This is a genomic window from Alteriqipengyuania triglochinis (genome assembly GCF_054655655.1).
Map to the genome: position 1 here is coordinate 335,127 of NZ_BAAHNC010000001.1, position 15,792 is coordinate 350,918.

General features: G+C 64.3%; 12 protein-coding genes. 8 read left to right on the forward strand and 4 right to left on the reverse strand.

Going from position 1 to position 15,792, the window contains the following annotated elements:
* Positions 1 to 192: 192 nt before the first annotated feature.
* Genes ACYQ0L_RS01730 through ACYQ0L_RS01745 form a run of 4 tightly spaced genes read left to right on the forward strand, consistent with a single transcriptional unit; the run spans position 193 to position 6,587 of the window.
* Positions 193 to 3,240 (forward strand): TonB-dependent receptor, encoded by a 3,048-nt coding sequence (locus ACYQ0L_RS01730; RefSeq protein ID WP_459787204.1) that lies wholly within the window; start codon positions 193 to 195, stop codon positions 3,238 to 3,240.
* 12 nt (positions 3,241 to 3,252) lie between these two features.
* Positions 3,253 to 4,077: a SapC family protein gene (locus ACYQ0L_RS01735; protein ID WP_459787205.1), complete on the forward strand. Its 825-nt coding sequence runs from the start codon at positions 3,253 to 3,255 to the stop codon at positions 4,075 to 4,077.
* Positions 4,074 to 5,096, forward strand: coding sequence for a cupin-like domain-containing protein (locus tag ACYQ0L_RS01740; RefSeq protein WP_459787206.1), 1,023 nt, complete (start codon positions 4,074 to 4,076; stop codon positions 5,094 to 5,096). The genes ACYQ0L_RS01735 and ACYQ0L_RS01740 overlap by 4 nt, the downstream gene beginning before the upstream one ends.
* Positions 5,097 to 5,108: 12 nt before the next feature.
* Positions 5,109 to 6,587, forward strand: coding sequence for a tryptophan halogenase family protein (locus ACYQ0L_RS01745; RefSeq protein WP_459787207.1), 1,479 nt, complete (start codon positions 5,109 to 5,111; stop codon positions 6,585 to 6,587).
* A 30-nt stretch (positions 6,588 to 6,617) separates the two neighbouring features.
* Here ACYQ0L_RS01745 and ACYQ0L_RS01750 read toward each other — a convergent pair whose 3' ends face one another.
* Both ACYQ0L_RS01750 and ACYQ0L_RS01755 read right to left on the reverse strand, forming a co-directional pair.
* Positions 6,618 to 7,619, reverse strand: coding sequence for a copper resistance protein B (locus tag ACYQ0L_RS01750; protein WP_459787208.1), 1,002 nt, complete (start codon positions 7,617 to 7,619; stop codon positions 6,618 to 6,620).
* Complete coding sequence (locus tag ACYQ0L_RS01755) at positions 7,616 to 9,307, reverse strand: copper resistance system multicopper oxidase (protein ID WP_459787209.1); 1,692 nt, start codon at positions 9,305 to 9,307, stop codon at positions 7,616 to 7,618. Before ACYQ0L_RS01755 ends, ACYQ0L_RS01750 begins: the two co-directional genes overlap by 4 nt.
* 76 nt (positions 9,308 to 9,383) lie before the next feature.
* Here ACYQ0L_RS01755 and ACYQ0L_RS01760 point away from each other — a divergent pair, with 76 nt between their 5' ends.
* From ACYQ0L_RS01760 to ribH, 3 genes are all read left to right on the forward strand, one after another.
* Positions 9,384 to 9,683 carry a metal-sensitive transcriptional regulator gene (locus ACYQ0L_RS01760; RefSeq protein ID WP_459787210.1) on the forward strand — a complete coding sequence of 100 codons (300 nt, stop codon included), beginning with the start codon at positions 9,384 to 9,386 and terminating at the stop codon, positions 9,681 to 9,683.
* A 69-nt stretch (positions 9,684 to 9,752) separates the two neighbouring features.
* Positions 9,753 to 11,021, forward strand: coding sequence for a 3,4-dihydroxy-2-butanone-4-phosphate synthase (gene ribB, locus ACYQ0L_RS01765; protein WP_459787211.1), 1,269 nt, complete (start codon positions 9,753 to 9,755; stop codon positions 11,019 to 11,021).
* A gap of 4 nt (positions 11,022 to 11,025) precedes the next feature.
* Positions 11,026 to 11,448 (forward strand): 6,7-dimethyl-8-ribityllumazine synthase, encoded by a 423-nt coding sequence (ribH, locus tag ACYQ0L_RS01770; RefSeq protein WP_459787212.1) that lies wholly within the window; start codon positions 11,026 to 11,028, stop codon positions 11,446 to 11,448.
* A 56-nt stretch (positions 11,449 to 11,504) separates the two neighbouring features.
* Here ribH and ACYQ0L_RS01775 read toward each other — a convergent pair whose 3' ends face one another.
* Positions 11,505 to 13,586 carry a M13 family metallopeptidase gene (locus ACYQ0L_RS01775; RefSeq protein WP_459787213.1) on the reverse strand — a complete coding sequence of 694 codons (2,082 nt, stop codon included), beginning with the start codon at positions 13,584 to 13,586 and terminating at the stop codon, positions 11,505 to 11,507.
* Between the two features lie 138 nt (positions 13,587 to 13,724).
* Positions 13,725 to 15,011, reverse strand: coding sequence for a phosphopyruvate hydratase (gene eno, locus ACYQ0L_RS01780; protein ID WP_459787214.1), 1,287 nt, complete (start codon positions 15,009 to 15,011; stop codon positions 13,725 to 13,727).
* A gap of 168 nt (positions 15,012 to 15,179) precedes the next feature.
* On the opposite strand from eno, the gene ACYQ0L_RS01785 reads away from it, so the two are divergent.
* The gene (locus ACYQ0L_RS01785; RefSeq protein WP_459787215.1) at positions 15,180 to 15,725 is read left to right on the forward strand and encodes a hypothetical protein; all 546 of its coding nucleotides are present in this window, start codon (positions 15,180 to 15,182) and stop codon (positions 15,723 to 15,725) included.
* The last annotated feature ends 67 nt before the right edge of the window (positions 15,726 to 15,792 follow it).

Genomic DNA, 15,792 nt, shown 5'->3' on the forward strand with positions numbered 1-15,792 from the left:
ACTATAATACGCGTAACCCCGATGATAGCGCTACCAAGGAATAATACCGACGAGCGCTTGGGCCATTTATCGGCCATGGGGAGAATTGGGATGCTTGAACCAGTGCGCCGCGCTGCGCGTAATAAGAATAGTTTTTCCGGGAGCCGTTCGGTCGGCTGGAAAGCCGGCGTGTCGTGTCTTGCGATCGCCTGCATGGCCGGGCCTGCCCTTGCTCAGGATTCGGGCGAAGCGGATCAGCCACTCGAAGAAGAAAACGTCATCGTGGTGAGCGGGATCAGGGCCAGCCTCGATCGTGCAATCGACATCAAGCGCAATGCCAGCGGCGTCGTCGATGCCATTTCGGCCGAAGACATCGGCAAGTTTCCCGACACGAACCTGGCGGAATCGCTCCAGCGGATCCCGGGCGTGTCGATCAACCGCGTCAATGGCGAAGGCTCGCAGGTGACCGTTCGCGGTTTCGGCCCGCAATTCAACCTCGTGACGGTCAACGGACGCCAGCTCGCGACCTCCTTCGTCAACGCAGCCGGTGGCGACGGCGACGTCGATTTCGCCCGCGCGACCAGTCGCTCCTTTGATTTCAACAATCTTGCGTCGGAAGGCGTCCAGCGCCTTGAAGTCTACAAGACGGGCCGCGCCGCGATTCCGTCGGGCGGCATCGGTGCGGCGATCAACATCGTCACCACCCGGCCTCTCGATGTGGTGGGCGAAGGCCTGCGGGGAAGCATCGGCGCGAAGGCGCTCTACGATCTCAGCAACGACGATTTCCGCGTCGACCCCGAGCTTTCGGGCGTCATCACGTGGACCGATCCGGAAGAGACGTTCGGGGTGTCGCTGTTCGGTGCCTACCAGAAGCGCGAGAGTACGGCCGCGAGTGCCACCTCGAACGACTGGAACATCACGCCGTTCTCGTCCTTCCCGGGCCGCAGCCCGACCACCGAGGTGAGCGGCGCACCGGAAGATCCGGAAACGCTGGTCGCGGTGCCGAACGACAGCCGGTATCACTATTCCGAGCTCGAGCGCGAACGGATCAACGCCTCGGCGACGGTCCAGTTTCGTGCGTCCGACACGCTCACCTTCACCGCCGATGGCCTGTATGCACGCAACGATCTGAACGAAGAGCGCTCGGACCAGACGAACTGGTTCAACCGCCCGTTCGATTCGATCACCTTCGATAATACCGATGCCGTGCCGACCGCGGTCTTTATCAGCGAGGGCAGCGGGTACGGCACGAAGGATCTCGGCATGGAGCAGAACTATCGCTCCACGCGGACCGAGCTCTATTCACTCGGGCTCAATGCGGAATGGGAAATTGCCTACGGCCTGACCCTGACGCTGGACGGCAACCACTCCGAATCGGAATCGAGCCCGAATGCCGCGAATGGCGCCAGCTCCACGCTGGTGTCTTTCGGCGCCCCCGTGGTCGACGCGCACTCGGTCGATTACAGCGGCAAGATCCCGCAACAAAGCTGGGTCCTGAACGATGGCGGTGCGGGCACCGACGGCATTCTCGGCACGGCGGACGATCGCGGCAACAACAACGGCGTCCTCGATATCGGGGATCTGGGTACGCAGGTTCAGCGCACCAATGCGGCGAACCAGCGCCAGCGGGTCGACCAGGTCAGTGCGAACCTGGGCTGGGAGTTCGAAGGCGACAGCCGCTTCGACATCGGCATGAGCTACATCGACTCGCAGATGACCAGCGCCCGCGTGCAGACGCAGCAGACGCTGGGCGACTGGGGGATCAACAATGTCGGTGACGTGGAAGCGATCGCCGGCGACCTGATCGAACAGTACTGCCTTTCCTGCCAGTTCGATGAGTACAACGCCACCAATGCGGACATCGCTTTCCGTGGCAATGCGGTCGACCTCTATCAGGCCTTCGCCTCTTATTACGAAGGTCTGGGCAATCCCATCAACGTCACCAGCAACGACTATGACGAGGTGTCGGAGAAGATATTCGCGCTCTATGCCCAGGTCACCTGGGATGGCGAACTCTTCGGCCGCCCGGCCGCGCTCGTCGCGGGTGCCCGGTTCGAGAATACCGAGGTCGATTCGCTGGCCGTGGTCGCCGCACCGGAGCGTATCGAGTGGGACTCCGATAACGACTTCACCGTCGTCATCGGCGACAGCACGACCGACCTGACGGCCAATGGCAGCTACAACAACCTGCTCCCGGCCTTCGATTTCCGGATCGAACCTATGGACGACGTGGTTGCCCGCATCTCGTACAGCAAGACGCTGGCACGGGCCGATTACGGCAACCTGTTCGCTTCGCAATCGGCAGGTGCGCCCAACCGGCCTGTTGCGCTTGGCGGGGTGACCGGCGGCTCTCAGGGCGATCCCAACCTGCTTCCGTTGGTATCCGATAACTTCGATGTCTCGCTGGAATGGTACTTCGCGCCGTCCAGCTATGTTTCGGGCGCATTCTTCTTCAAGGATGTGAAGAACTTCGTCGGGGTCGGCCGTACCGGGATCAACCTGTTCGGCCTGCGCGATCCGTCCTCGGGCGCGCCCGGGACCCGGTCGGGCGATGCCCTGGCCGAGATCGAGCGTCTGGGCGCGGTGCTGAGCGATGTGAGCCTGTTCACGCTAACCGCGCTGATCGATGCCAATGGCGGCGATGTGGCTGCGGCTTCGGCGCAGTTCCAGGCCAACCTCGGGCCGAACGGCCAACTGGACCAGGCATTCGTCGATACCATCCTCGCCGAGCGGGACATCATCGCGAATGGCGAGGACCCGCTGTTCGAATTCGATGTGACGACGCCGATCAACAACCAGAACGGCAACATCCACGGGTTCGAAATCCAGGGCCAGCACTTCTTCGGTACGACCGGTTTCGGCGTGTCGGGGTCGTTCACCAAGGTCTACGGCGACGTCAATGTGGACATCCTTTCGGATCCCAGCACCAACGTCTATGCGCTCGTCGGTCTCGCCGACAGTTTCAACGTGACGGCGATCTACGAACAGGGCCCGCTATCGAGCCGGGTCGCGTACAACTGGCGCGACAAGTTCCTTGCGGGCGTCAACCGCGGGGGTGGCCGCAGCCCGGTGTTCTTCGAGCCGTTCGGCACGCTGGATGCCAACGTCAGCTACGATGTTAACGACAGCTTCTCCGTCTCGCTGGAGGCAATCAATATCCTCAGCGAGCCAGTGCGTTCCTATGGCCGCGACGAGAAGCAGCTGTGGTTTGCTCAAGAGCTGAAGCCACGCATCTTCCTCGGCGCGCGCTATCGTTTCTGAACATCTCCCGACTTGGGCCGCTACGCGAGTAGCGGCCCATTTTTGTTTCTTGAGCCCGACGTTCATGCGCGGCACAACCGTGCATGGAAAGAGGAGGTCGCCTGGGCATCGATGACCATGGAATTGCTGAACAACGTCGGTCATCATGACCTGCGAATCGTCACTGCGCGTGATCGACAGCCCGATGAGGCGGTCAACCAGGTCCTCGCTCTTCCCTCAGAGTTCGAAGCTCTCCAGCGCCATTATCCGATCGTCTTCCGCAAGAGCGCGGAAGGGCCGCTTCGCCCGGTCGCCATTCTCGGCCTCGATCGCGACGAGAATCTTTTCCTCGCAGAGGATGGCTCTTGGGATGCCAGTATCTACATCCCCGCAGCCCTACGTCGCGGGCCATTCGCGATCGCCGAGGATCAGGCAGGCGAACCGAAGATACTCGTCGATATCGATGACACGCGCCTTTCTCGCTCCGAGGGGACGCCGATATTCCTCCCTCACGGGGGCAATTCGCCCTACCTCGAAGAAATCGCCGAGGTGCTGCGCACGATCTATACCGGGCAAGCCATGCTCGACGGGCTGATGACGGCACTGGAGCGACTGGAGCTTCTGCGCCCGGTCGATCTCCACGTGCGCGTGTCCGAGGACGAGGTGTTTGCCATCTCGCAAGTCTTGGTCATCGACCGCGAGCGTTTGGCGAACCTCGGCGGCGCCGACCTGGAAGCCTTGCACCGGGACGACTTGCTGGCGCCCGTGTTCTTTGCTGCCGCATCGCTCGACAACATCCAGCGCCTCGCAAATCGCAAGGCGCAGGCCGGCGGTGCTTCGACGCATACCGGAGCATGACGAAGGCCCCCACCCCGGCGCGGCGTCTGGCGAATGTCCCGGCTGACGCCATCCCGTTCGGCGATCTCTTCGCTGCGCAGGAACCTGTGGTGATGGAAGGTCTGGCGTCCAACTGGCCGCTGGTCGAACAGGGGCGCAAGTCGCCCGGGGCGGCGGTGCGGTATCTGACGCAGTTCGGGTCGGGTCAGGCGGTCACGGTCTTCCACAGCCCCGAGGGCGAAGGCGGGCGCCTGCACTACGGCCCCGGCGGGCGCGGCATGAATTTCACGGCGGGCCGCGCCGATTTCGCGGACACGCTGGCCGCGATGATCGCGAATGTGGATGGTGACGTGCGCTATATCGGATCGACCGATATCGACCGGTTTCTGCCCGGCCTGCGACAGGCGAACGACCTGCCGCTCGATCATCCCGATTTCGCGCATCGCCCGCCGCTGGCGAGCATATGGATAGGCAACGGCACCATTGTCCCTGCGCATTACGACATCTCGAACAACCTTGCCTGCTGCATGGTCGGGCACCGGCGTTTCACGCTCTTCCCACCCGACCAGGTCGCCAACCTGTACCCCGGCCCGCTCGACCCGACGCCCGCAGGGCAGGTGGTCAGCATGGTCGATTTCCGCGCGCCCGACCTCGACGCGTTTCCGCGTTTCGAACAGGCGCTCGAAAACGCGATCGTCGCCGAACTCGCGCCGGGCGACGTGCTCTTCTACCCGGCCCTGTGGTGGCATCAGGTCGAGGCGCTCGACGCGTTCAACGTGATGATCAACTACTGGTGGAATGCCGTGCCCGCCCACATCGATACGCCCGAGACGACGCTGCTTCATGCGCTCCTCAGCCTGCGCGACCGGCCCGAGCACGAGAAGCGCGGATGGGCTGCGCTGTTCGACTACTACGTCTTCGGCAAGGCGGAACGCGCCGGTGCGCACCTGCCCGAAGATGCGCGCGGTCCGCTGGGCCCGATGACCGATCTCGAGGCGCGCAAGCTGCGCGCGCGCCTGCTCCATCGCCTCAACCGCTAACCGGATACATTCATGACGGATCGGCAGAGAATCAGAAACGTCGTCATTGCCGGCGGCGGAACCGCGGGATGGACGGTCGCGGCGGCCCTGGCGAAGAACCTAGGGCAGGCCCTCAATATCACGCTCGTCGAATCGGACGAGATCGGCACGGTCGGCGTGGGGGAATCGACCATCCCCACCGCGCGCCGCTTCCACGAACTGGTCGGCGTCGACGAGCGGAATTTCGTCAAGGCCACGGGTGCCAGCTTCAAGCTCGGCATCCTGTTCGAAGGCTGGGGCGTCGAGGAGGAGAGGTATTTCCATTCCTTCGGCACCACCGGGCGATCGACGTGGCTGGCGGACTTCCACCATATCTGGCTGCGCGCGAAGGAGCTGGGGCTGGCCGAGCCCTTCGGCCACTATTGTACCGAGCATCAGGCGGCGCTTGCCGGCAAGTTCGCGGGCGGCCCCGACACCCCTCTCAACTACGCGTACCACCTCGATGCGACCGCCTACGGTAAGTTCATGCGAAGCCATGCCGAGAGCCTTGGCGTCTCGCGCCGCGAGGGCCGGATCGCGCGGGTCGAGCGCAGGCCCGGGAACGGGCATATCGCAGCGCTCGAACTGGAGAATGGCCAGCGGGTCGAAGGTGATCTCTTCATCGATTGCACCGGCTTTCGTGCGCTGCTGATCGAACAGGAACTCGAGACCGGCTTCGAGGACTGGAGCCAATGGCTGCCCACCGACAGGGCGCTGGCGGTGCAGACAGAACGCGTCGGGCCCGCCCAGCCCTACACGCGGGCATCGGCCCACGCGGCAGGCTGGCAATGGCGCATCCCGCTCCAGGATCGCGTCGGCAACGGCCTGGTCTATTGCAGCGAATTCCTGTCCGACGACGCCGCAAGTGCGATGCTGAAGGATCGAACCGAAGGCGCGTTCACGACCGAGCCGCGCCTCATCCGCTTCCGCACCGGAATGCGGCGCAAGGTGTGGAACGGCAACTGCATCGCGGTCGGCCTGACCGCGGGCTTCGTCGAACCGCTCGAATCGACCAGCATCCATCTGATCATGATCGCCGCCATCCGGCTGCTGCAATTCTTCCCGGTGAACGACATCTCCCCCGCGATGGTCGAGCGGTTCAACGATGTGTCGCGCCGCGAACTGGAGCATGTGCGCGACTTCATCATCCTCCACTACTGTCTCAACCGCCGGGACGAACCCTTTTGGCGGCGGCAGGCGGAAATGGACCTTCCGCCCAGCCTGCAGGAAAGGATCGCCGCGTTCCGCGAACGGGGCCATGCATATCAGGACCAGGACGAGCTGTTCCGCGTCGATTCCTGGGCGCAGGTCATGCTGGGTCAGGGGCTCGTTCCCGAAGCCTACCATCCCTTTGCGGGCCTGATCGGCACCGAAGACCTGGAGCGCTCGCTAGGCGCGCTCGCCCAGGGTTCGAAGCAGCTCAGCGCCAGATTGCCCGGACACGACGAGTACCTGAAGTCCTTCCTTGGCTGAGTAGCTGCCTGCCCGACCGCCCGCGCCGAATCAGAACCAGGCGCGGACGCCCAGCACCACCTTCAGTCCATCCGGGTCTTCCCCCGCAGCGCGCGCAATGTCGGCGGTTTCGCCCAGCTTGGCTTCGTATTCCACGCCGACATAGGGCGCGAATTCGCGGACGATTTCGTAGCGCAGGCGCAGCCCCGGCTCGACCTTGGTGACGCCTGCGCCGATTTCGCGCTCCGGAATATCCTGCGCGGCGAACTCTGCTTCGATCCGGGGCTGGAGGATCAAGCGCTGCGTGATCTTCTGGTCGTATTCGGCTTCGGCGCGCGCGGTCAGGTCGCCGCGGTCGGAGAGGAACAGCGCCCCGTCGACATGGAACATGTAGGGCGCAATCCCCGCGACGCCGAGGACGAGGTGTGTGCGGTTATCGGGTTCGGGATCGAACCTCACACCCGCCTGCAAATCGAAGAAGGGGCCGATCGCGCGGCTGTAGAGCGCCTGGATCTCGGCATCCTCCAGTTCGCCATCGAAGGCACCCTCGCCCTCGGTCTTGAGCACGAAGCGGTTGAGATCGCCGCCGTACCAGGCTTGCGCATCCCACAGGTAGCCGGTCTCGTCCCCATCGACGGGAATGCGTGCCTCGAGCCGCTCGACCAGCACCATGCCGGTAGTCATGCCGCCATTTCCGCGCGCGAGTTCCCCGCGCGCGGGCGCCATTGCGTCTTCGCCCCAGATCGCATCGGCGGCATGACGCGGCCCCTCCAGCGCACGGGTGGGAACGGCATCTTCCGGAGCGGCTCCCCGCGCGGCCTTGCCGGTCATCGCTGCGTGAGAGCCATGGTCCATCCCTGCCATGCCATCGTCCATCGCCGGGGCCGGTTCGCTCTCTTCCTGCTTACCGCACTGCTCGGGCGGCAGATGCCCCATCGCGCAGTGATCCATCTCGGGCGCGGGCTCGCTCTTGCTGCCATGCCCCGAATGATCCTGCGCGGCGAGCGGAGCGGGCAGCAGCACGGCTCCGGCGAGAAGCATCGCACGGATCATGCGCCGTCTCCTGCGGGGAACGGGCGCACCGTCACCACCTGCATCATGCCGGCATGCATGTGGTAGAGCAGGTGGCAGTGGAAGGCCCAGTCACCCGGCTCGTTCGCGGTCAGGTCGAAGGTCGCGGTGCCGCCCGGCTGGACGACCACGGTGTGCTTCAGCGGCTGGTGCATGTGGTCAGCGCCATTGACCAGTTCGAAGAAATGGCCGTGCAGGTGGATCGGGTGCGCCATCATCGTGTCGTTGACGAGCGTTACGCGCACGCGCTCGTCGAACCCGAAGCGGATCGGATCGTCGGTGACGGCGGTGAATTTCCTGCCGTCGAAGCTCCACATGTAGCGTTCCATGTTGCCGGTGAGATGGATGCGCATCTCCCGGTCCACCTCGCGGTGCGGGTTCATTCGCTTCGCCTTGAGATCGGTATAGCGCAGCACGCGGTGCTTGACCGCGTCGAGGCCGAGGCCTGGGAAATCCATCCGGTCCATCGGCATGGGCGAAACCATGTCGAGCCCGGGGCCAACCTTTACATCGTCCGGCAGGGTGGAGGTATCGCGCATGGAGTGATCCATGCCTTCCATACCGGCCATGCCGCCGTGATCCATCATGCCCATGTCGGCCATGGTCAGCGTCACCGGCTCGCGCAGCGGCGGAGGCGTGGCGGTGTGCCCCGCATGCGAAGTCAGGCTGGCAACACCCATGCCGCTGCGGTCCATTGCCTCGGCGACGATCGCATGGCTGCCGTCGGGCGGGCTGACGATCACGTCGTAGGTTTCCGCGACGCCGATCTGGAACTCGTCCACCTCGACCTCGTCGACATCCTGCCCGTCGGCGGCGATCACCGTCATGGGCACGCCGGGGATGCGCACATTGAAGAACGTCATCGCCGATCCGTTGATAATCCGCAGCCGCACGCGCTCGCCTGCACGGAACGCAAATTGCAGGTCGTCTGCCGGGCCGTGGCCGTTGACGAGGAAGGTGTAGGTGCTGCCTGTCACGTCCGAGATGTCGCGCGGGTTCATCCGCATCTGGCCCCACATGCGGCGCATTGCGCCGGACATCTCGCCCTCGGTCGCGGTCTGCATCTGGGTGTTGAAGTAGTGCTCGCCCACCTTGAGCTTGCGCATGATCTCGTGCGGATGGATCGGGGTGAACTCGCTCAACAGCACTACGTAATCGCGGTCGTAGCGCGGGTCCGGATCGGCGCTTTCGACCACGATCGGGCCGTAGTGCCCGGCCTGTTCCTGCAAGCCCGAGTGCGAGTGCCACCAATAGGTGCCGCTCTGCCGGATCGGAAATTCATAGGTGAAGCGCTCGCCCGGGCGAATGCCGGGGAAGCTGACGCCGGGCACGCCGTCGAACTGGAACGGCACCAGCAGGCCGTGCCAGTGGATCGAGCTGTCTTCCTCGAGGCCGTTGGTGACGTGCAGCCGAACATTCTGCCCTTCGCGCAGGCGGATCAGCGGGCCGGGCACCGTCCCGTTTACCGCCACCGCATGGCCAGACCGCCCTCCGGTGGTGAAGTGGTGGTTGCCGATGGCAAGCTCGATATCCTCGCCCGAGACTTCGCCGAAACCGTTTGCGGCATGGCCGAGCGATGCGCCGCGCGCCCAGGCGGGCATGGGCAGCGCGCTGGCTGCGGCAAAGGCGGCAGTGCTCTGGACAAAGCGGCGGCGGGAGATGGGGGGCATGGCGTCTTGCAAATGATTGATCCTGTGCCACAACTTATATATACCCCCATGGGGTATGACAACTGGACCTAGGGCCATGGCTGAAACCAAGCTTTCCAAAGCCGGATCTGCAGACGCGAAAAGCGCCAAGATCAACCGGCTCAACCGCATCGCCGGGCAGGTGCGCGGGCTCGCGCAGATGATCGAGGACGACCGGTACTGCATCGATATCCTGCACCAGATGCAGGCGGTCAAATCCGCCCTCGCCAAGGTCGAGACCCAGGTGCTGAAGGATCACGCCGCCTGCTGCGTGGCCGAAGCGATCGCGAGCGGGGACGAGGCCGACCAGCGCGAGAAGTTCGAAGAACTGGTCGAACTGTTCGCCAAGGCACGCTGAGCGAGCGGCATCCTCGCGGTGTGATACGCTTCGCTTGTCATCACATCACAATGTGATAATCGCCCCGCCATGAGCGAATCGACCATTGACCGCGTCCGCACCGCCATCGCCTCCGGGAAGATGACGCGTGCCGCCCTTGCCCGCGCGGCAGGGCTTCATGCCAACACGCTGCGCGACTGCACCGAACCCGACTGGAACCCGACGAGCGAGACGCTGCGCAAGCTCGATGCGTTTCTCGACGCGCAGGAAGACGCGCCCGTGCTCGTCGGGATCGAGGAGATCATCGAGGAAGCGCGCAACGGCCGCATGTTCGTGCTGGTCGACGACGAGGATCGCGAGAACGAAGGCGATCTCGTGATCCCCGCGCAGATGGCGACGCCCGATGCGGTCAACTTCATGGCGACCCATGGTCGGGGCCTCATCTGCCTCACACTGCAACGCCAGCGGGTCGAGGCGCTCGGCCTCGAACTTATGAGCCGCAGCAATGGCAGCCGTCACGAAACCGCCTTCACCGTCAGCATCGAAGCGCGCGAAGGTGTCACCACCGGCATCAGTGCGGCGGACCGCGCGCGGACTATCGCGGTCGCGATCGACCCGACGCGCGGCGCGCAGGACATCGTCACGCCCGGCCATGTCTTCCCGCTGATCGCGCGCGATGGCGGCGTGCTGGTCCGCGCGGGTCATACCGAAGCCGCGGTCGACATCTCGCGCCTCGCCGGGCTCAATCCCTCGGGCGTGATCTGCGAGATCATGAACGAGGATGGCACGATGGCCCGCCTCGACAATCTGATCGACTTCGCGCGTCGCCACAGGCTCAAGATCGGGACGATCCGCGACCTGATCGAATACCGGATGAAGCACGATCATCTGGTGGAGCGCGCGGGCGAAAGCAGCTTTACCAGCCAGCACGGCGGCGAATGGCGCGCAATCAACTATCGCAGCACGGTCGACGGCAGCGTTTCCGTGGTGCTCCAGAAGGGCCGCGTGCTGCCCGATCAGCCCACGCTCGTCCGCATGCACCGCATCTCGCTGTTCGACGACGTGCTGGGCCGCGAGGGCGACCGGCGCGACACGCTCCAGCGCGCGATGCGCGTGATGGGCGAGGAAGGCAGCGGGCTGATCGTGTGCCTGATGCCCGGCCAGCCCGAAAACCTGCGCCGCGAGGTGGCAGGCACGCCCGAACCGGGCGAGACCCTGCGCGAATACGGCATCGGCGCGCAGATCCTTGCCGATCTCGGCGTGTCCGAGATGACCCTGCTTTCCAATTCCCACCGCAATGTCGTCGGCATCGAAGGCTATGGCATCACCGTGGTGGGTGAACGCCCTATTCCGGAGTAATTCTGTGGCCAAATTTCTTATCGTCGAAGCGCGTTTCTACGCCGAGCTCAACGACAAGCTGATCGAAGGCGCGCGCGCCGCATTGACCGAGGCGGGGCACGAGGCCGATGTCCTGACCGTCCCCGGCGCGCTCGAAATCCCCGGCGCCATCGCGCTGGCGGCGGAGAGCGGGCAGTACGATGGCTTCGTCGCCATCGGCGTGGTGATCCGGGGCGAGACCTATCATTTCGAGATCGTCGCGGGCGAAAGTGCGCGCGCGATCATGGCGTTGACGATGGACGGGATTGCCATTGGCAACGGCATCATCACGGTTGAGAACGAGATCCAGGCGCGGGTCCGCGCCGACCCGGCGCAGAAGGACAAGGGCGGCGAAGCGGCCAAGGCCGCGGTCGCGCTGCTCGACATCGCGGGCAAGTTCGCCCGCTGATCGACGGGTCCCGCAGGTGGCGGAGGCGGTGCTGGCCGCCCCCGCCCTTGCGGACTTTACCAGACCTTCACGCGCTTTTCGGGCGGCAGGTACAGCTTGTCGCCTTCTTTCACGTCGAACGCCTTGTACCAGGCATCCATGTTGCGCACGGTCAGCGCGCGGTATTGACCCGGCGCGTGGCCATCGGTCGCGATCCGCTGGCGCAGCGCCTCTTCGCGCATCTTGGTCGCCCAGGTCTGCGCATAGGCGATGAAGAAACGCTGATCGCCAGTGAAGCCGTCGATCACCGGCGCTTCCTTCCCGCCGAGCGAGGCGTGATAGGCGTCGTACGCAGCCTGGAGCCCTGCGATGTCGGCGATATTTTCGCCCAGTGTCAGCTTGCCCTTCACGTTCAGGCCGGGGAACGGCTCGTAGGTGTCGTACTGGTCGGCGAGCGCGGTGCCCGCTTCCTCGAACTTCTTACGGTCGGCATCGGTCCACCAGTCGCGCATTGCGCCGGTGGAATCGAATTCCGCACCGTTATTGTCGAAGCTGTGGCTGATCTCGTGGCCGATCACCGCGCCGATCGCGCCGTAATTATAGGCCGGGTCCGCTTCGGGATCGAAGAATGGGGGCTGCAGGATCGCGGCGGGGAAGTTCAGCGCGTTCTGCACCGGCAGGTTCACCGCGTTGACCAGCTGCGCGTTCATCCACCACTCGCGCTTGTCGAGCGGCTTACCCACCTTGGCGAGCTGCTGGCGATAGCGCAGCTGTTCCGCAGCCTGCACGTCAGCATAGGCATTGCCGTCGGCAATGTTCAGCGTGCCGTAGTCGGTCCACTCGTCGGGATAACCGACGCCGACCGCCATGGTCTCGACCTTCTTCTTGGCCTCGGCCTTGGTCTCGGGCGCCATCCACTCGACCGCTTCGATACGATCGGCAAAGGCATCCTTGATATTGTCGACCATGCCCTGGATCTCGGCCTTGGCCGAAGCGGGGAAGTACTTCTCGACGTAGAGCTTGCCCAGCGCATCGCCCATATATGCGTTGACCGCAGCCAGCGCGCGCTTGTCGCGCGGGCGCTGTTCCTGCGTGCCGTACAGCTTCTTGCCATAGAAATCGAAGCTCAGCCGGTCGAGCTTGGTCGGCAACACGGCGGTGTTGGCGTTGATCTGGTGGAACACGAGCCAATCCTTCCACGCCTCCAGCGGCTCGCTTTCGACGAGTTTGGAAAGCCCGGTGATGGCGCTGGGGTGATAGGCGTCGAAGGTCTCGAAACCGCCCAGCTGCGCGGCCCGGAAGAAGGCGTCCCAGTCCATGCCGGGGGCCTTCGCCTTGAAGTCATCGTGCGACCAGAGCGAGCTGGCGGTCGCCCAGTCGTCGCTATCCTCGCGGCTGACGTGCGCCTTGGCGATCTTCATTTCCAGATCGTAGATGCGCTTCGCCCTCGCTTCGGCATCCGCGACATTCGCTTCGCTCAGCAGCTGTGCGATATAGGCCTTATAGTCGCTGCGCAGGCCGGCCATCTTGGCGTCGGACGAGAGGTAATATTCGCGCTCGGGCATGCCGAGGCCGCCCTGCAGGATATAGGGGACCACCTCCCCGCCCTTCAGCGCCTGCGTCACGAAGACGCCGAACAGATTCTCGGTCTCGAAATCGGTCGCGTTGAGCGGGTCGACATCAGCCCGCACCTGGCTGCCGAGCACCTTCGCAAGCTGCTTTTTGTCCGAAATGCCTTCGAACCGCTTCAGGTCGTTCTGGATCGGCTTCATGCCCGCGGCATCGATCGCCTTGGTGTCGAGATAGGCCTCGTAGAACGTCTTCACCTTGGCCGCGTCGCTGTCCGGCTCGGGATCGGACTTGACGATCTCGTCGATCAGCGCGGCGAGGTTCTTCTCGGTCTGCTGGTCCGCGATGTAGAACCCGCCCACGCTGGACCGGTCCGCCGGAATCTCGGTCTCGTCGTACCATTTGCCATCGGCGTAGCGGAAGAAGTCGTCCCCCGGACTGGCCGAGGTGTCCATCCAGTCGGTGCGGATGCCAAGCTCGGTACCGGGCGTGGTGGCGACTTCGCTGCCGTCGATATTCTGGCAGGCGACGGGGCCCAGCGTGGCGACGGCGGTGCCGAGCATCAGCGCGGCGATAAGGCGTGTTTTCATTGAAAATCCTCGCGGCCCGGCGGCGTGTCGGGTCTTCTGCGAGGGCCGATCTACCCCCCGGTCTTCACCGTCGCAATCGCGGCTTGTCGAATGAACGGCGGGCTTGGTCGAAAATCCGCGCCCGCCATCCGTCCGCTCTTAACGCGCCAGGCGCCCGAAGCAGGCGTGGCCCGCATAATGCGCGCTGTCGCCCAGCTCTTCCTCGATCCGGATCAGCTGGTTGTACTTGGCAAGCCGGTCCGACCGGGCGAGGCTGCCGGTCTTGATCTGCCCGCAGTTCGTCGCGACCGCGAGGTCGGCGATGGTCGAATCCTCGGTCTCGCCCGAACGGTGGCTCATCACGGCGGTGTAGCCCGCACGATGCGCGATATCGACCGCGTCGAGCGTTTCGGACAGCGTGCCGATCTGGTTCACCTTCACCAGCAGCGAATTGGCGAGGCCGCGGGAAATGCCGTCGCGCAGGCGGGCGGGATTGGTCACGAACAGGTCGTCGCCGACCAGCTGGACTGTGTCGCCGATCTTGTCGGTCAGCGCCTTCCAGCCTTCGAAGTCGTCTTCGGCCATGCCGTCTTCGATCGAGCGGATCGGATAGTCGTTGCACAGCGCGGCGAGGTAGTCCGCCATATCGCTCGCACCGTAAGTCGTCCCCTCGCCCGAGAGGACGTACTGCCCGTCCTTGAAGTATTCGGTCGCCGCGCAGTCGAGCGCGAGTGCGATATCGCTGCCCGGGGTGAACCCGGCCTTCTCGATCGACTGCATGATGAGATCGAGCGCATCGCGCGTGCTGCCGATGTTCGGCGCGAAACCGCCTTCGTCACCCACCGAGGTCGACAGACCGCGCGAGCTCAGCTCTTTCTTGAGCGTGTGGAACACTTCCGCGCCCCAGCGCACCGCCTCGGCCAGCGTTTCCGCGCCGACCGGCATGATCATGAATTCCTGGATGTCGATCGGATTATCGGCATGTTCGCCGCCGTTGATGATGTTCATCATCGGCACCGGCAGGACATGCGCCGACACCCCGCCGACATAGCTGTAGAGCGGCAGGCCGCGCGCATTGGCGCCCGCCTTGGCGATGGCAAGGCTGGTGCCGAGCAGCGCGTTCGCACCGAGCCGGCCCTTGTTCTCCGTCCCGTCGAGCGCGATCAGCATCGTGTCGACGTCGCGCTGGTCTTCGGCATCAATGCCCAGCAGTGCATCGGTAATCTCGCCGTTGACGGCATCGATCGCCTTGAGGACGCCCTTGCCGAGATAGCGGTCGGCATCGCCGTCGCGCAGCTCCACCGCCTCGTGCGCACCGGTCGATGCGCCGGAGGGAACGGCGGCACGGCCAAAGCTTCCGTCTTCCAGCAGACAATCCACTTCAACGGTGGGATTGCCTCGGCTGTCGAGAATTTCACGCGCATGCAGATCGATGATGGCAGTCATTTGGCCTCCGCTCGGACTATGCTGATCGGGCCGGGGAAATACCCGTCCGGCCCTTGTCTGGCGCGCGGCTTATGCGGTGGAACGAACCCATGCAAGCTGCGTTGCAAAATGGAGGACGGCACAAGTTTTGGGCCTGTCGAATATTAATTGCAAAAAGAGGGAAATCCCATGGCTACTAACGACAAGACGACTGAAACCGGCGCCGTTCCCCTGACGACCGACGCTGCAGGCGCTGCAACCGGCTCCGCCGAAGCGCAGGGCGTCGGCGGTAAGGAAGAAGCCAAGTCGCACTTCAATTCCGCTGTCGACGAAGCCAAGGCTGGTGCGCAGGCACTGCGCGGCGAAGCTGCCACCCGCGCGCAGGCCTACAAGGAACAGGCCAGTGCAAAGGGTTCGGCCTATGCCGACCAGGCGAAGGCCAAGGGCGGCGAACTGGCGGTCGAGGGTAAGCACAAGGCGAGCGAAGCGCTGACCTCGCTTAGCCGCGTGGTCGCGGAAAACGCGGTGAAGATCGACGACAACTTCGGCCCCAAATATGGCGACCATGCGCGCAACGCGGCGCGCAGCCTGCAGGACGCCGCAGCCCATATCGACACCAAATCCTACGACGAACTGGGTGACGAGGCGCGCGAATTCGTCAAGAAGAACCCCGGCCTTTCGGTCGGAATGGCCGCTTTCGGCGGTTACGTCCTCGCACGCATCTTCCGGCGCTGAGCTGGGCCGGCTGAGAAGGGGTCGTGCCGGATGTCACAGATCATATGCCGCTAAATCGTGAAGGCAC

Bases quoted from the DNA above. Each gene is read 5' to 3' on its own strand.
- eno (WP_459787214.1), bottom strand. From the start codon at position 15,011: ATGACTGCCATCATCGATCTGCATGCGCGTGAAATTCTCGACAGCCGA.
- ACYQ0L_RS01755 (WP_459787209.1), bottom strand. From the start codon at position 9,307: ATGCCCCCCATCTCCCGCCGCCGCTTTGTCCAGAGCACTGCCGCCTTT.
- ACYQ0L_RS01785 (WP_459787215.1), top strand. From the start codon at position 15,180: ATGGCTACTAACGACAAGACGACTGAAACCGGCGCCGTTCCCCTGACG.
- ribB (WP_459787211.1), top strand. From the start codon at position 9,753: ATGAGCGAATCGACCATTGACCGCGTCCGCACCGCCATCGCCTCCGGG.
- ACYQ0L_RS01745 (WP_459787207.1), top strand. From the start codon at position 5,109: ATGACGGATCGGCAGAGAATCAGAAACGTCGTCATTGCCGGCGGCGGA.
- ACYQ0L_RS01760 (WP_459787210.1), top strand. From the start codon at position 9,384: ATGGCTGAAACCAAGCTTTCCAAAGCCGGATCTGCAGACGCGAAAAGC.
- ACYQ0L_RS01730 (WP_459787204.1), top strand. From the start codon at position 193: ATGGCCGGGCCTGCCCTTGCTCAGGATTCGGGCGAAGCGGATCAGCCA.
- ACYQ0L_RS01775 (WP_459787213.1), bottom strand. From the start codon at position 13,586: ATGAAAACACGCCTTATCGCCGCGCTGATGCTCGGCACCGCCGTCGCC.
- ACYQ0L_RS01750 (WP_459787208.1), bottom strand. From the start codon at position 7,619: ATGATCCGTGCGATGCTTCTCGCCGGAGCCGTGCTGCTGCCCGCTCCG.
- ACYQ0L_RS01740 (WP_459787206.1), top strand. From the start codon at position 4,074: ATGACGAAGGCCCCCACCCCGGCGCGGCGTCTGGCGAATGTCCCGGCT.